The organism is Curtobacterium sp. MCPF17_047, assembly GCF_003234045.1.
Classification (GTDB): Bacteria; Actinomycetota; Actinomycetes; order Actinomycetales; family Microbacteriaceae; genus Curtobacterium.
Window position 1 is genome coordinate 1 of record NZ_QKSF01000026.1, and the last position, 14451, is coordinate 14451.

The window sequence follows — 14451 nt, forward strand, 5'->3', positions numbered from 1 at the left end:
GTCCTCCCCACCCCGTCCTCCCGACCCTTCCCTGCCGCGGCCGGTGATGTGTAGAGTGCCGACACTGCACCGGTGCAGGACAGCACGAGGGGGAACCATGCACGACACCACACGCGATCGACTGACGGCACTCGCCGCGGTCGTCGCCGCACTCGTCCCGGCGATCGCCGTCGTCGCGAGCTGGCCGCAGGTCGCCCTCACGTGGCCGGACCAGTACAGCATCGGGTTCCGGGCGGTGATGGCCGTCGGTCTCGCCGCCGCTGCCGTGGTGACGATCGAGGCGCTCCGCAGTCATGACCACGTCCTGCTCGCCTTCGCCCTCGCCGCGCTGACGTACTCCGTGGCCGGACTCGTGCCCGGTGCCGCCTGGCCCCTCGGGACCGTGCTGTTCATCGCGGCCCGGGTGCTGCTGTTCGTCTTCGGGGTGCGGCTCGTCCTGCGAACCAGGCCCAGCACCACAACCGACACCACGACCGACACCACCGCCGGCGCTGCGAGCGGTCCGTTGCACCGCGTCGCCGCCTGGGCCGTGCTGGTCGGCGCCGGGATCTGGCTCGCGTGGACGGTCGTCGAGCCGGTCCTGTTCGGGTTCTTGATGCCGCCGCAGGACGCTTTGAGCGTTCTGTTCGCGATCCCGCAGACCGCGCAGTTCGTGGCGTTCGTCGGGGCGCTGCTGGTGTTCGCGCCGCCGCTCCTCCGCCCGGTCGGCGACGGTGCCCGACGGCTGTGGGAGACGGCCGACGTCCGCTGACGCCGACCGCCCGGTCCCTGGCCGCAGGGCTGCGTGTGCAGACGAGCGCAGTGCTCAGACCCGCGCAGTGCTCAGACCAGCGCGGCCGCGACCTCGGGTGACTCCTCCGGCACGGACCACGGACGCTGCGTCATGCCGCTGTCGCCCCGGACGGACACGATCGCGCCGGAGTCGTCGCGCGTGAACACGATGTCCTCGTCGATCGACCCGAACCGGTTGCCGGACGCCATCCGCAGCGTGTCCGCGTCGACGACCTCCAGGCGGACGGGAGACTCGGTCGGCACCGGCTGCGTCGGGTCGATCGCCAGCAGCCGCTCCCCGACGCGGGCGATGTCGGTGATCCCCTCGAAGGTGGTGAAGCGCCCGGTGTAGCGGTCGGTGTCGACGTCAGCCGGCACCGGCGCCCCGGGGGCGTGCTCGTCGGCGGCGGCATCGAGCAGGTGGACGATGCCGTAGGCCAGCATCGTCGCGGGACCCGTGGCGCTGCTCGTCAACACCGACACGACCAACGAGGACGCGGGGTCGAACACCGACTGCGTGATCTGCCCGGGGAACCCGCCGGAGTGGCCACGGACCTCCCGACCGTTGATCCGGTCGACGACGAACCCGGCGCCGTAACCGCGGGCGGCGGGGTCGCTGTCGAGCGCGCTCCACGCCTTCCGCTGGGCCAGCCGCTTGGCATGGTCGGAGAGCAGCGTGCCGCGGCCGGGCACGTGTGCCGAGAAGTACCGGACCAGGTCCGAGGCGGTGCCGTGGAACCCGGTGGCCGCGGCGAGCGCCCCCGTCGTCACGTGCGGGACGCGCTGCCGGGTGCGGGCGGTGTGCAGGCCGGTGTAGCCGATGACGTACTCGTCCTCGCGCGCCGGGTCGAACTCGGCGCCGGTGCCGGTGAGCCCGAGCGGCTCGGTGATCACGGTGCGGACGTGGTCGGCGTAACGGGTGCCGGTGACCGCCTCGATGACGAGGCCGAGCAGGCCGTAGCCCAGGTTCGAGTAGTTGAAGGCCGACCCGACGGGCACCTTCGCGCCGCCCGCGACGACGAGCGCGACGAGTTCCTCGGCGTCCGGGAACGGGTGTGCGAGCGCCCAGTGGTCGCCGTCGGCGCCGTCGCGGACGACTCCGGCACCCATCTCCATGAGCTCGCGGACGGTGGCGTCGGCGATCGGCGAACCGGCCTCGACCAGGGCGGGGACGAACGTGCCGACGGTGTCGTCGAGGCGCAGGGCGCCCTGGTCGGCGAGCTGGAGCAGCGCCGTCGCGGTGAACGTCTTCGAGTGCGAGGCGATCCGGAACAGGTCGGAGGTCGTCAGGCGACGCCCGGCCTCGACATCCGCGTAGCCGAAGGCGTCGGCGAACAGTTCCTGCCCCTCGAACCCGACGGCGACCTGCACGCCGGGCAACCGCAGCTGCCACACCTTGTAGGCGATCCACTCCCGGACGTAGGGCAGGACGGACTCGTAGGCAGCGCGCTTCTCCATGCCGGACAGCCTGGCATGTGCCACGCTCGTCGGATGCGGCACACACCATCCTTCCTGATGACCGAGGTCGACGAGGTCCGACGGCTCGTCGACGGGAACCCCTGGGCGACGATCGTGTCGCACACGGCGACGGGGCTGGTGGCGTCGCACTACCCGTTCCTGCTCGAACCGAGCGCCGACGACGAACTCGTCCTGGTGTCGCACGTCGGCCGTCCGGACGAGGTCGCGCACGAGCTCGGCCAGCACGAGGTCCTGGTCATCGTGCAGGGCCCACACGGCTACGTCTCCCCCGCCTGGTACCCGCCGGAGCAGTTCGTCCCGACCTGGAACCACACCACCGCGCATCTGTGGGGCACGCCGGAGATCCTGTCCGACGACGAGAACTTCCGGGTCCTCGGCGACCTCGTCGACCACTTCGAACGGGAGATGCCGTCCCCGGTGTCGCTCGACGTCGACCAGGACACCGCCCGCCGCATCGCCCGTGGCACCGTCGGCATCCGGCTGCGCGTCACCCGGTTCGACGCGCGCGCGAAGCTCAGCCAGAACAAGGCACCCGAGGTCGTCGACCGGGTGATCGCGGGTCTCCGCGCCGACGGGCCCTACGCGGCGCCGGCGCTGGCGGACGAGATGGAGCGCGTGCGCGCGCGTCGTGAGGACCTGGGCGACGCCGGACGGGAGGCGCTGTGACATCCGTCCTGCTCCGCACCGTCCGCCGTGTGGGCACGTCCGGCGCCCCCTCCGACGTCCTGGTCGTCGACGGACGGGTCGCCGCGATCGGACCGGCGGGGACGATCGACGCGCCCTCCGGCAGCGAGGTCACCACCGAGGTCGTCGAGGCGGACGGCGCCTGGCTCGGACCGGGGCTCCGTGACCACCACGTGCACTTCGACCAGTGGGCACTCATGCGGCAGCGCATCGACGTGCAGGACTGCGCCTCCGCCGAGGAGACCGCCGACCGCCTCGCCGAGGCCGCCCGCACTGCGCTCCCGGACCGCGTCCTGGTCGGACACGGCTACCGGGACGGACTCTGGCCGGCCCCGGCGCGACGCGAGTTGCTCGACCGAGCCGCCCCGGGCCTCCCGGTCGTCGTCGTCGCCGCGGACCTGCACGCCGTCTGGTGCAACACCCGCGCCCTCGCGCACTTCGCAGCGGCGCTCGGCCGTGCCCTGCCGGCGGGCGAGGACGGCGTCCTCCGTGAACAGGACGCCTTCGACGTCACCGGTGCGCTGTCCCGGGTGCCCGGCGAACTGCTCGACGCCGCCGTCGAGGAAGCGGTCGACGCCGCCGCCCGACGCGGGGTGACGGGCGTCGTGGACCTCGAGATGGTGTTCGGACTCGACCGATGGGCGCGCCGGATCGCCGCCGGCACGGACGGCATCCGCGTGGCATCCGGCGTCTACCCGGGCGAGCTCGACGGCGTGGTCGCCCGCGGCCTCCGCACCGGCGACGTCGTGCCGGGCACCCGCGGCCTGCTGATGATGGGGCCGTTCAAGGTGATCACCGACGGGTCTCTCGGCACGCGGACCGCCGCGACCTCGGACGGCGGGGGGCTGCTCACCTGGACGCCGGAGGACCTCCTCCCGGTCCTCCGCCGTGCCGTCGCCGCCGGACTCGTCCCCGCCGTCCACGCCATCGGCGACCGGGCCGTCACGCTGGCACTCGACGCGTTCGAGACCGTCGGCACCCGCGGCACCATCGAGCACGCCCAACTGCTGCAGCCCGACGACGTCCCGCGGTTCGCGCGGCTCGGCGTCGTCGCCTCCGTCCAGCCCGAGCACGCCATGGACGACCGCGACATCGCTGACCACCACTGGGCGGGCCGCACCGACCGGGCCTTCCCGTTCGCCGCACTCGAGCGAGCCGGAGCCCGGATGCAACTCGGATCGGACGCCCCCGTCGCGCCACTCGACCCGTGGGTGGCGCTCGCCGCCGCCGTCGGCCGGGACCGCGACGGACGGGCTCCGTGGCACCCGGAGCAGCGGATGTCGGCGCTCGCCGCGTGGCGGGGCAGCACCGACGGCCGCGTCGGCGTGGCCGTCGGCGACGTCGCCGACCTGGTCCTCGTGCCGTCCGACCCGCTCACGGCGACGTCGGCCGCACTCCGCACGATGCCGGTCCTGGCCACCGCCGTCGCCGGCCGCTGGACCCACTGGGCCGTCTAGGTCCTCGCGAAACGCAACGGTGGCGTCGTCACGCACGGCAGTAGCCCTGCGGAGCGCCGCCACCGTTGCGTGTTGCGGGAGGGCTACTTCTGGTCCTTCGGGCACCAGTAGAGCTTGCGGCCGGCCATGTCGGCGATCCGGATCTCGGTGCCGCAGACCCGGCAGGGTTCGCCCTGGCGGTGGTACACCCAGTGGCGGTCCTTCCGCGAGCGCAGTGCCTTCTTGTGGTCGGCGTCGGACAGGCCGTCCATCGTCAGCATCAAGCCGTCCCGGACGCCGTCGTGCAGCAGCTTCGACCAGTCCGCCCAGAGCGCCTTCGCCTGCTTCACGGTGATCTTCTTCCCGACCTTGTACGGGTCGAGGCGCTGCCGGAACAGCAGCTCCGCGCGGTAGATGTTGCCGATGCCGCTCACCACGGACTGGTCCATCAGCAGCTGCCCGATCGCGACGTTGCGCTTCCGGATGTTCTCCACGAACACCTTCTCGGCCTCCGGGCCGTCGTCGTTCATCGGGTCCGGGCCGAGCTTGTCGAGCGCACGCTGCACACCGGCGGGATCCTCGACGACGCAGGCAGTCGGGCCCCGCAGGTCAGCGACGGTGTCCTCGGTGAGCAGCCGTACACGCACCTGGCCGACCGGGTCCGGCGGGAAGGCCTCGATCGGGTCCTCGGTCTTCTCCTGCTCGGCCATCCGGTAGCGGGCGAGTCGCGGGGCGCCGATCGAGGACAAGGACTCCTCGCGGTCGTCGTCGTCCGACAGCGCTTCGGCGGTGGAGATCACGCCGGCGAAGTCCCACGCCCCGTACAGGCCGAGGTGCACACGGAGGAACAGGTCGCCCTCGAACTCCAGGAACATCTGCTTGCCGACGGCACGGGCAGCAATCAGTTTCTTGCCGTCGAGCTGTGCGGCGCCCGCGGCGAACCGGCCCTGCGGGCTGGACACCTCGCAGCGCTTGCCGACGAAGTGCCGGGTGAACTGGTTGGCGATTCGGTGGACGGAGTGACCCTCGGGCATGCGTTCCGTTCTACCCGCTACCGCTGACGACCCGTGTCCCCCGAAAGCCGACCGCGTGGCCCGGTCCGCGGTGACCGGGCCGGAGGTGCCCTGCTACGCGTCGACCTGCTTGCCGGCGATCGTGCCGGTCTGCTCGTACTCGGCGAGCTGCGCGATCCGGCGGGCGTGGCGCTCCTCGCCCGAGAACGGCTCGGCGATGAACAGGTCGACGAAGCGGATGGCCTCTTCCTCGGTGTGCTGACGGGCACCGATCGAGATGACGTTCGCGTCGTTGTGCTGGCGCGCGAGGACCGCGGTCGACTCGTTCCACACCAGCGCCGCCCGGATGCCCTCGACCTTGTTCGCGGCGATCTGCTCACCGTTGCCCGATCCGCCGAAGACGACGCCGAGGGCCTGGACCCCCGCGCGCTGGTCCTGCACCACGGCGTGCGCGGCGTTGATGCAGAACGAGGGGTAGTCGTCCAGCGGCTCGTACTCGGTCGGACCGTGGTCCACGACCTCGTGGCCGGCTTCGGTCAGGTGCGAGGCGAGGGTCTTGTTGAACTCGAGGCCGGCGTGGTCCGTTCCGAGGTGGATGCGCATGGACCGATCCTATTCCTGCACCCGCGGCGGGCTTCCCGCGCCCGCTCCGGACGGCAGGCGCGGTGCCGGACGTGGGGCGGGCCTCCGGTCCGCGAAAGCGACAGATCTGCGCGCACCTTCCGCCGCGGACTGTCGCTTTCGCGCACGAGCCGGGCCGGGCGGGCAGGCCGGGCCGGGCCGGCCAGGCCGAGCCGGGAGGCGCGGTGCCGGACCCGGAGCGGTCCTCCCGTCAGCGCTGGCGGACCACCACGACGACGTACCGGCACGGCTCGTCGCCGGCGTTGCGGTAGACGACGTCGGCCGGTTCGCCGAGTTCGATCCGGTCCCCCGCGCCGAGGCGCGTCGTGGTCGCACCCACCTGCAGTTCGAGGGCCCCGTCGACGACCCAGATGCAGTGCCGCAGGAAGGCGTACGCGCTGGCGGGGTAGGCGACCTCGCGACCGGCGGGCAGGCGCACCTCGGTCACGTCGGCGGGGAAGTCCGCGCTCGACAGGGGCCGGCGGCGGTACCCGGTCTCCGGGTCGGTCCACGAGTCGGCCGAGACGGCACGCTGCACCCCGCGGGCCTCGTCCGGATCGCTGGTCCGGGGCACCTCGTGCTCGAGGGCCTCGTCGAGGAGCTGCGAGACGGTGAGCCCGAACGCGCCGGAGAGACGGCCCAGGATCGTCGCCGTCGGGCTCGAGACGCCCCGCTCGACGCGGTTGATCATGGCGCGGGAAACGCCGGACTCCTCGGCGAGTTCCGTGAGGCTCCAGCGGCGCTCGGTGCGGAGGCGCTGCAACCGCTCCCCCAGCCGGCGCTGGTCGGCGTCATCCGGGTGATCGATCTCCGCACGATCACTGTCCGCGCGCCCACTGCCCTTCCGCTCCTGGTCCGTCCGCTCCTGGTCCGGGATTGCGTCGGCACCCTCGGGCTCGTCTACGATGTGAGACATGGCGACAGCATATGCGACAGATGCGGTTCGGGTCCGCGACTGCACTCCCGCGGACCTCGACGTCGTGCACGCACTCCACGTCGACGCGGTCCTGCACTCGACGGCGATCTGGCAAGAGGTCCCGCACCCCCGCGCCTGGTTCGACACCTGGCTGGCCGAGCGGCAGGGCGACGGCTGGCCCGTCCTGGTCGCCGAGGTCGACGGGGTCGTCGCCGGGTACGCGACCTACTCGCAGTGGCGACCCCACCAGGGCTACCGGCTCACCGTCGAGCACAGCGTCTACGTCGTCGAGTCGTTCCGCGGGCGGGGTGTCGCCTCGACGCTCATGCGCGCCCTCGTCACCCGCGCCACCGAGGAGGGCCGGCACGTGATGATCGCCGGCATCTGCAGCACCAACACGGGGTCGATCGCGCTCCACGAGCGACTCGGGTTCGCGACGGTCGCGGTCGTCCCGGAGGTCGGCCGCAAGTTCGACCGATGGCTCGACCTGACGCTGATGCGGTTGCCGCTGGCCTGATCTGACCTTGCTCAGGCCGGGCTGCACCCCGCAGGGACATCGCGTCCGTCAGAACGGTGCGCAGTGCACGCGTCTGGCCGCTGACCGGGAGGCCCGTGGCGGGGCCGACCCGCGCCTCCCGTCCGCCCCGCACCACGCGAGCCCGCCCGCTCCGACATCGCGTCCGTCAGAACGGGCCGCAGCGCACGCGGCTGGACGCGGACCGGGAGGCTCGTGGCGGGGCCGACCCGCGCCTCCCGTCCGCCCCGCACCACGCGAGCCCGCGGGACCGCGACGGCACCGGCCGTGTTCTGCCCCCGCACCGACATCGCGCCCCGTCGGAACGGGGGGCGATGCACGCGGCGGGCGCGACCGTCGTGGTCGCGCCGGGGTCAGTCCTCGACCGTGTCGAAGACCGGACCGGTCGTGCGGGAGCGCTTGAGCTCGAAGAAGCCCGGGTAGCGGGCCGCGGCGACGACGCCGTCCCAGAGGTCGAGTGCCTGCTGGCCCTTCGGCGCCGGCGAGATGACCGGTCCGAAGAAGGCGACACCGTCGACGGCGATGACGGGCGTGCCGACGTCCTGGCCGACCCGCTCGATGCCGTCCCGGTGGCTCTCGCGCATCGCGACATCGGTCTCGTCGGTCCACGCGGCGTCGGCGAGGTCGGCCTCGAGGCCGAGCTGCTCGAGGACGGCCGGCACGACCTGCTTCGGGTCCTTCTGCTGGCGGTGGTGGATCTGCTCGCCGAGCGCGTCGTAGAGACGCTTCACGACCTCCTGGCCGTGGCGTGCCTTCGCAGCCGTCACCAGGCGCGAGTACACCTGGTTCCGCTCCATCGCCTCGCGGTACTCCGCCGGCATGTCCTCGTTGTGCTCGTTGAGGACGAAGAGGCTCATCACGTTCCAGGTCACGTCGAGGTCGCGGTGCTGCTCGACCTCACCCACCCAGCGGCTCGTCATCCACGCCCAGGGGCAGGTCGGGTCGAACCAGAACTCCACAGCAGTCCGGGTCGCAGGGGTGTTCTCCACAGTGGTGTCAGTCACAGGTCGTGAGCGTACGCCCGCTCGCTAGGCTGGTCACGAGCCGTCCCGCCGTCGCACGATGCCGAGCGGGACCACCGACACGTGGACATCGATCGTCCGCGTCCGCAGCGAAGATGGAGCGTCCGTGCCCGGAGAGAACCTCACCAGAACCGAAGCCCAGGAACGTGCCGGCATCGTCAGTGTCCAGACTTACGACGTCGAACTCGACCTGACCCGCGGCGCCGAGAGCTTCGGCAGCACCACCCGTGTGCGCTTCACGGCCACGCCCGGCGCCAGCACGTTCATCGACGCCATCACGAAGACCGTCCACTCGGTCACCCTGAACGGCGTGACGCTCGACGTCGCCGCCGTGAACGACGGCGTCCGCATCCAGCTCGCCGACCTGCAGGCGCAGAACGAGCTCGTCGTCGTCGCCGACGCGCTGTACACGAACACCGGCGAAGGCCTGCACCGCTTCGTGGACCCCGTCGACGACGAGGTCTACCTGTACTCGCAGTTCGAGGTCCCGGACAGCCGGCGCGTGTTCGCCGTGTTCGAGCAGCCCGACCTCAAGGCCGAGTTCAGCTTCACCGTGACCGCACCGGCACGTTGGCAGGTCGTCTCGAACGCTCCCACGCCCGAGCCGCACGTCGACGGGGACCACGCCACGTGGACCTTCCCGCCCACGGCGAAGATCTCGAGCTACATCACCGCGCTCATCGCCGGCCCGTACGAGGTCGTCCGCAGCGAGCTCACCAGCCGTGACGGCCGGACCATCCCGCTCGGGGTGTTCGCGCGGAAGTCGCTGGCCGAGTACCTCGACCCCGAGTACGTCTTCGACATCACCCGCAAGGGCTTCGCGTACTTCGAGGAGAAGTTCGACGTCGCCTACCCGTTCGAGAAGTACGACCAGCTCTTCGTGCCGGAGTTCAACGCCGGTGCGATGGAGAACGCGGGTGCCGTCACCTTCACCGAGACGTACGTGTTCCGCTCGAAGGTCACGGACGCCATCAAGGAGCGCCGGGTCGTCACGATCCTGCACGAGCTCGCCCACATGTGGTTCGGCGACCTCGTGACCATGAAGTGGTGGAACGACCTGTGGCTCAACGAGTCGTTCGCGGAGTGGGCGTCGACCATCGCCACGGCCGAAGCCACCGAGTGGACCGAAGCGTGGACCACGTTCCAGGCGATGGAGAAGTCCTGGGCCTACCGCCAGGACCAGCTGCCCTCGACGCACCCGATCGTCGCGACGATCAACGACCTCGAAGACGTCCAGGTCAACTTCGACGGCATCACCTACGCGAAGGGTGGCTCGGTCCTCAAGCAGCTCGTCGCGTGGGTCGGCATCGACGCGTTCTTCGCGGGCGTCTCGGCCTACTTCAAGAAGCACCACCACTCCAACACCGAGCTGAAGGACCTGCTCGTCGAACTCGAGTCCACCAGCGGCCGTGACCTGTCCGAGTGGTCGAAGCTGTGGCTCGAGACCGCCGGCGTGAACACCCTCCGCCCGGAGATCCAGGCCGACGCCGACGGTGTGATCACCTCGTTCGCCGTGCTGCAGGAAGCCCCGGCCGACCACCCGACGCTGCGACCGCACCGACTGGCGATCGGCGTCTACTCCTTCACGAACGACGCTTCGGCACCGTTCGGTGCCGACACCGCGTCGTCCGGCGGCAAGCTCGAGCGGGCACACCGCGTCGAGATCGACGTCGACGGAGCCCGCACGGACGTGCCCGAACTGGTCGGCGTGCACCGCGGCGACCTCGTGCTGCTCAACGACGACGACCTGGCCTACGCCAAGATCCGTCTCGACGAGCAGTCCCGTCGCACTGCGATCGAGCACCTCGCCGCGATCGCGAACCCCCTCGCGCGTTCCATCGTGTGGGGCGCCGTCTGGGACGCCACCCGTGACGCCGAGTCCCCCGCCAGCGACTACGTGTCGCTCGTGCTCGGGAACATCGCGACCGAGACCGAGTCCACGACGATCCGGACCACGCTGTCGCAGCTGTTGCTCACCGCGCGCAACTACGTCGCGCCGGCGAAGTCCGACAGCACCGTCCGTACCGTCGGTGACACCCTCTGGCAGCTCGCGTCGTCGGCCGAGTCCGGTTCCGACGCGCAGTTCCAGTTCGTGAAGTTCTTCGCGCAGATCCCCTCGACGCCCGAGCACGTGGCGACGCTCCAGGGGCTGCGTGACGGCTCGGTGACGCTGCAGGGGCTCGAGGTCGACACCGATCTCCGCTGGGAGCTGCTCGAGGGCCTCGTGCTCGCCGGCGCTGCGGGCAACGGCGAGATCGACACCGAGCTCGCCGCCGACCGCACGGCCTCGGGTGAGCAGGCCGCCGCGCGTGCCCGGGCGACGATCCCCACGGCCGAGGGCAAGCTCGCCGCGTTCTCGTCGCTCGTCGACAGCGACGACGCGCCGAACGCGATCGTCCGTCAGACCACGATCGGGTTCCAGCACGTCAACTCCCCGGTCGTGCTCGAGGGCCTCGTGACACGGTACTTCGACGTGATCACCCGCATCTGGGACGAGCGCAGCTACCACATCGCCGACACCGTCGTCACGGGGCTCTACCCCGCGCCGCTGGCGTCGACGGAGCTGCGTGACGCGGCGGTGGCGTGGCTCGAGGCACACCCGGAGACGCCGGCGCTGCGCCGCATCGTCACCGAGAACCTCGCGGGCACCGAGCGTGCCCTCCGCGTCCAGGCAGCGGACGTCTGACCCTGATGTGACGAGCGGCGAGGCCTCGGCGTTCCTCCAGGGAGGCCGAGGCCTCGCCGCTTAGCATCGATCGGATCATGCTCTTGGCTGCAGACACCACCGACGTCTCGAAGTGGGCGTCGAACACGTTCACCCAGTTCGTCGACACCTGGCACGTCCCGATCACCATCGTCATCGTCCTGCTCGCGGCGGTGGTCCTCCGGCTCATCCTCCGCCGGACGATCAAGCAGGTCGTCGACCGCATCGTCAACGGCGTGAAGAAGCGGCAGGGTGCCGCGGACACGCAGGCGCTCGTCGCCTCGCCGCTGCAGACCGCCCGGGTCGTCCAGCGCACCCGGACCCTCGGCAGCGTGCTCGAGAACCTGGCGACCGTCGTCGTCGCGGTCATCGCGTTCGCCATCATCATCTCGACGGTGTTCCCGACCGCCGCCGTCGGCATCGTCGGTGGCGCCTCGGTGGTCGCCGCCGGCCTGGCGGTCGGTGCCCAGAGCATCGTCCGCGACATCCTGTCCGGCATCTTCATGATCCTCGAGGACCAGGCCGGGGTGGGTGACGTCGTCGACACCGGGCAGGCGACCGGCGTCGTCGAGAGCGTCGGCCTACGCGTCATGCAGATCCGCGATGTCAACGGGATCCTCTGGTTCGTGCCGAACGGCCAGATCCTGCGCGTCGGCAACCTGTCCCAGGGGTGGTCCCGTGTCCTGGTGGACATCACCGTCCCCTACGACACCGACATCGACGCGGTGCAGGACGCCCTCCTGCACGCTGCCGTCACCATGTCGCAGGAGTCCCGGTGGCGTCAGCGCATCGTCGAGAAGCCCGAGATCTGGGGCCTGCAGTCGATCACGGACACCGGCATGGTGTTCCGCTTGGTCGTGAAGACCCGTGCCTCCGAGCTCGACGTCGTCGGCCGCGAGCTCCGCATCCGACTCAAGCACAGCGTCGACGAGCTCGGCGTCACCCTGCCCGCGATGGCGATGATCATGCCCGCCGGGTGGGAGAACGCCACCTCCGTGAACGGCCTGCGCCCGGTACGGACAGCGCCGGTCCCGACACCCGCCCGGTCCCGCAGCGCACGACGGAACGTCTTCGGGCGGGCCATCCGCACCGGGGAAGAACCCAGCACCGACCACGAGGACTCGCCATGACCGGACCGTCCCTGCCGATCGGGCCACCGGCCGGAGCCGCTGGTCGGCCCGACAGCAGCGGTCGCGCCGACGGTGCCGGCGCGGTTCCGGGGCAGCCCGTCACGCTCCGTGTCGGATCGGGCGGCGCCGCGGCGAGCGGATCGCTCTTCGACCGCATCGGTGGCGCGCCGACGTTCGACCGTCTGGTAAGGCGCTTCTACGAGGGAGTGCAGCACGACGAGGTCATCTGGCCGATGTACCCGGCCGACGACCTCGAGGGGGCGATCTGGCGGCTGTCGCAGTTCCTCCAGCAGTACTGGGGTGGACCGTCCACGTACAGCGAACAGCGCGGACACCCCCGCCTGCGGATGCGGCACAACCCGTTCCACATCACGCCCGAGGCGCGCGAGCACTGGCTCCAGCACATGCACGACGCGGTGGAGTCGCTCGGACTCGCTCCGCTCGACGAGGCCGAGCTCTGGGGGTACCTGGACCGTGCGGCCCACGCGATGACGAACGCGTTCGACTGAGTCGGGGGACGTTCGGCAGCCTCGGACGTGCCGGATGACGGACGGGAGGCCCGTGGCGGATCCAACACGGGCCTCCCGTCCGTCACCCGCTCGCCCCGCTCAAGCAGGTCACTCGGCTCACCGTCGGAGTCGGAGTCGGAGTCGGAGTCGGAGTCGGAGTCGGGCATCGGGCCGGGGTCGGGGCCAGGCGTCCCGCGTCGAGGCCGGCCGTCGGCGGTCGAGACCGGGCTAGGAGCTCAGGGTCCAGGCGCGCCGCTTGACGAGCACGTGCCCACGCGAGGTCGTGAGTCGACTCCACGGACCGGTCTCGAACAGGCGCACCGGTTCGGTGCCGAGGAACCCGAGACTCTCGGCAGCGAATCCCGCGCCGGCAGGCAGGTGCTCGACGCCGGTGATCGGCCGACCCCACACCTCGGAGCGAACGCGTCGGACGATCGACTCCCCCGAGCTCGCCGGCACGGCGGCCGCGACCTCGTCAATCCCCTGCCGCGCCGCGCGGTGCAGGAGCTCCGCGGAGACGTCCGGCAGCGGGGCCCATCCACCACGGGGCGGCGAGATCGCTGCCCACGTCACGGTGTGGACCTCGAGGGGCAACTCGACCTCGATCGGGGTGGCACGCGTCGGGTCGGCGCTGTCCGCGTGGTCGGCGTCCTGAGCCTCGGCGAGCAGCCGCAGACGTTCCTGGAACGACCGCAGCGGCACGACGACGTCGATGTTCTCCGGCTGCGTCAGCGCGAAGGTCCGGAGGCCGAGGACGGTCGGCAGCTCGTCGAGCAGACCGAGCGGGTAGAGGATCGCGGTGTAGACCGCCAGGACCCCCGAGTCGGCGATGAGCCGGACCGACCCGTCCTCGATGCGAGCGGCCCGCCCGAGGTAGGTGCGGAGGTCACCGAGCGAGGCGGCGTCGGGAAGGGTGAACGAGCTGCTCATGTCACCTCCGATCCTAGCCGCGACCGTCCGGGCACCCGCTGGTCGACCTCTCGGCGTCCTCTCGGCGTCCTTTTGGCACTCTCCGGGTTCGAGTGCTAAAACTGGATGCAGTTGAGTCAGAGCGACTCAACCGACAACCATCCAGTGAAGGAGTTGATGTCAGATGGCCATGAACTTCGACCCGTTCCGCGAGCTCGACCGTCTCGCCGGGTCCCTCCTCGCCGGAGCGGGAGCGGGCCCACGCTCGATGCCGATGGACCTCTACCGCGCCGGTGACCACTACGTCATGGACGTGGACCTGCCCGGCGTCGATCCGGGCTCGGTCGACATCGACGTCGACGGTTCCGTGCTGACGATCCGGGCTGAACGGACCCTCGGTGCCCCCGACGGTGCGCAGTGGCTCACGCGAGAGCGGCAGCCCGGCTCGTTCGTCCGGCAGCTCACGCTCGGCGACGGCCTGGACGTCGAACGGATCGCCGCGCACTACGACAACGGCGTGCTCAGCGTGACGATCCCCGTCCAGGAGTCGTCGAAGCCGCGGAAGATCGCCATCAGCACGGGCGACAGCACCGGGGCGCTCGCGGTCGAAAGCGCCACGTCGAGCAGCTGACGCATTGACCAGTCGACCGTGGGGTCGGTCCCGATGCGGGCCGACCCCACGGTCGATTCCCCGACACCCCTCACCCTGCCCCCGCCTGTCG

The 14451-nt window shown here is 71.2% G+C and carries 14 protein-coding genes; 8 read left to right on the forward strand and 6 right to left on the reverse strand.

Going from position 1 to position 14451, the window contains the following annotated elements; genetic code table 11:
- The first annotated feature begins 97 nt into the window (after window positions 1-97).
- Entirely contained in the window at window positions 98-751 is a 654-nt protein-coding gene (locus DEJ33_RS16510) for a hypothetical protein (protein ID WP_111195549.1), read from the forward strand.
- A 71-nt stretch (window positions 752-822) separates the two neighbouring features.
- On the opposite strand, the gene DEJ33_RS16515 is transcribed toward DEJ33_RS16510, so the two are convergent.
- Window positions 823-2229 (reverse strand): serine hydrolase, encoded by a 1407-nt coding sequence (locus DEJ33_RS16515; protein WP_111195550.1) that lies wholly within the window; start codon window positions 2227-2229, stop codon window positions 823-825.
- Window positions 2230-2262: 33 nt separating this feature from the next.
- On the opposite strand from DEJ33_RS16515, the gene DEJ33_RS16520 reads away from it, so the two are divergent.
- The gene (locus DEJ33_RS16520; RefSeq protein ID WP_111195551.1) at window positions 2263-2916 is read left to right on the forward strand and encodes an FMN-binding negative transcriptional regulator; all 654 of its coding nucleotides are present in this window, start codon (window positions 2263-2265) and stop codon (window positions 2914-2916) included.
- A complete protein-coding gene (locus DEJ33_RS16525; protein WP_220034499.1) occupies window positions 2913-4391 on the forward strand; it encodes an amidohydrolase in 1479 nt (492 codons plus the stop codon). The genes DEJ33_RS16520 and DEJ33_RS16525 overlap by 4 nt, the downstream gene beginning before the upstream one ends.
- 83 nt (window positions 4392-4474) lie before the next feature.
- Here the strand turns inward: DEJ33_RS16525 and DEJ33_RS16530 are convergent, their stop codons facing one another.
- The 3 genes from DEJ33_RS16530 to DEJ33_RS16540 all read right to left on the reverse strand — a co-directional run bounded on the left by DEJ33_RS16530 (window position 4475) and on the right by DEJ33_RS16540 (window position 6920).
- Window positions 4475-5404: an Fpg/Nei family DNA glycosylase gene (locus DEJ33_RS16530; RefSeq protein WP_111195552.1), complete on the reverse strand. Its 930-nt coding sequence runs from the start codon at window positions 5402-5404 to the stop codon at window positions 4475-4477.
- A gap of 93 nt (window positions 5405-5497) precedes the next feature.
- The gene (locus DEJ33_RS16535; RefSeq protein WP_111078845.1) at window positions 5498-5986 is read right to left on the reverse strand and encodes a ribose-5-phosphate isomerase; all 489 of its coding nucleotides are present in this window, start codon (window positions 5984-5986) and stop codon (window positions 5498-5500) included.
- 229 nt (window positions 5987-6215) lie between these two features.
- Window positions 6216-6920 carry an XRE family transcriptional regulator gene (locus DEJ33_RS16540; protein ID WP_111195553.1) on the reverse strand — a complete coding sequence of 235 codons (705 nt, stop codon included), beginning with the start codon at window positions 6918-6920 and terminating at the stop codon, window positions 6216-6218.
- Here DEJ33_RS16540 and DEJ33_RS16545 point away from each other — a divergent pair.
- The gene (locus DEJ33_RS16545; RefSeq protein ID WP_111195554.1) at window positions 6919-7437 is read left to right on the forward strand and encodes a GNAT family N-acetyltransferase; all 519 of its coding nucleotides are present in this window, start codon (window positions 6919-6921) and stop codon (window positions 7435-7437) included. The genes DEJ33_RS16540 and DEJ33_RS16545 overlap by 2 nt on opposite strands.
- Before the next feature lie 371 nt (window positions 7438-7808).
- Here DEJ33_RS16545 and DEJ33_RS16550 read toward each other — a convergent pair whose 3' ends face one another.
- Window positions 7809-8459: a DsbA family protein gene (locus tag DEJ33_RS16550; protein ID WP_258374672.1), complete on the reverse strand. Its 651-nt coding sequence runs from the start codon at window positions 8457-8459 to the stop codon at window positions 7809-7811.
- A 124-nt stretch (window positions 8460-8583) separates the two neighbouring features.
- Here DEJ33_RS16550 and pepN point away from each other — a divergent pair, with 124 nt between their 5' ends.
- The 3 genes from pepN to DEJ33_RS16565 all read left to right on the forward strand — a co-directional run bounded on the left by pepN (window position 8584) and on the right by DEJ33_RS16565 (window position 12820).
- The gene (pepN, locus tag DEJ33_RS16555) at window positions 8584-11163 is read left to right on the forward strand and encodes an aminopeptidase N (protein ID WP_111195557.1); all 2580 of its coding nucleotides are present in this window, start codon (window positions 8584-8586) and stop codon (window positions 11161-11163) included.
- A 77-nt stretch (window positions 11164-11240) separates the two neighbouring features.
- Entirely contained in the window at window positions 11241-12311 is a 1071-nt protein-coding gene (locus DEJ33_RS16560) for a mechanosensitive ion channel family protein (RefSeq protein WP_258366114.1), read from the forward strand.
- Window positions 12308-12820 carry a globin gene (locus DEJ33_RS16565; protein WP_111195555.1) on the forward strand — a complete coding sequence of 171 codons (513 nt, stop codon included), beginning with the start codon at window positions 12308-12310 and terminating at the stop codon, window positions 12818-12820. The genes DEJ33_RS16560 and DEJ33_RS16565 overlap by 4 nt, the downstream gene beginning before the upstream one ends.
- Window positions 12821-13048: 228 nt before the next feature.
- Here DEJ33_RS16565 and DEJ33_RS16570 read toward each other — a convergent pair whose 3' ends face one another.
- The gene (locus DEJ33_RS16570) at window positions 13049-13750 is read right to left on the reverse strand and encodes a hypothetical protein (protein ID WP_111079668.1); all 702 of its coding nucleotides are present in this window, start codon (window positions 13748-13750) and stop codon (window positions 13049-13051) included.
- A gap of 163 nt (window positions 13751-13913) precedes the next feature.
- On the opposite strand from DEJ33_RS16570, the gene DEJ33_RS16575 reads away from it, so the two are divergent.
- The gene (locus DEJ33_RS16575; RefSeq protein WP_111079666.1) at window positions 13914-14360 is read left to right on the forward strand and encodes an Hsp20/alpha crystallin family protein; all 447 of its coding nucleotides are present in this window, start codon (window positions 13914-13916) and stop codon (window positions 14358-14360) included.
- The last annotated feature ends 91 nt before the right edge of the window (window positions 14361-14451 follow it).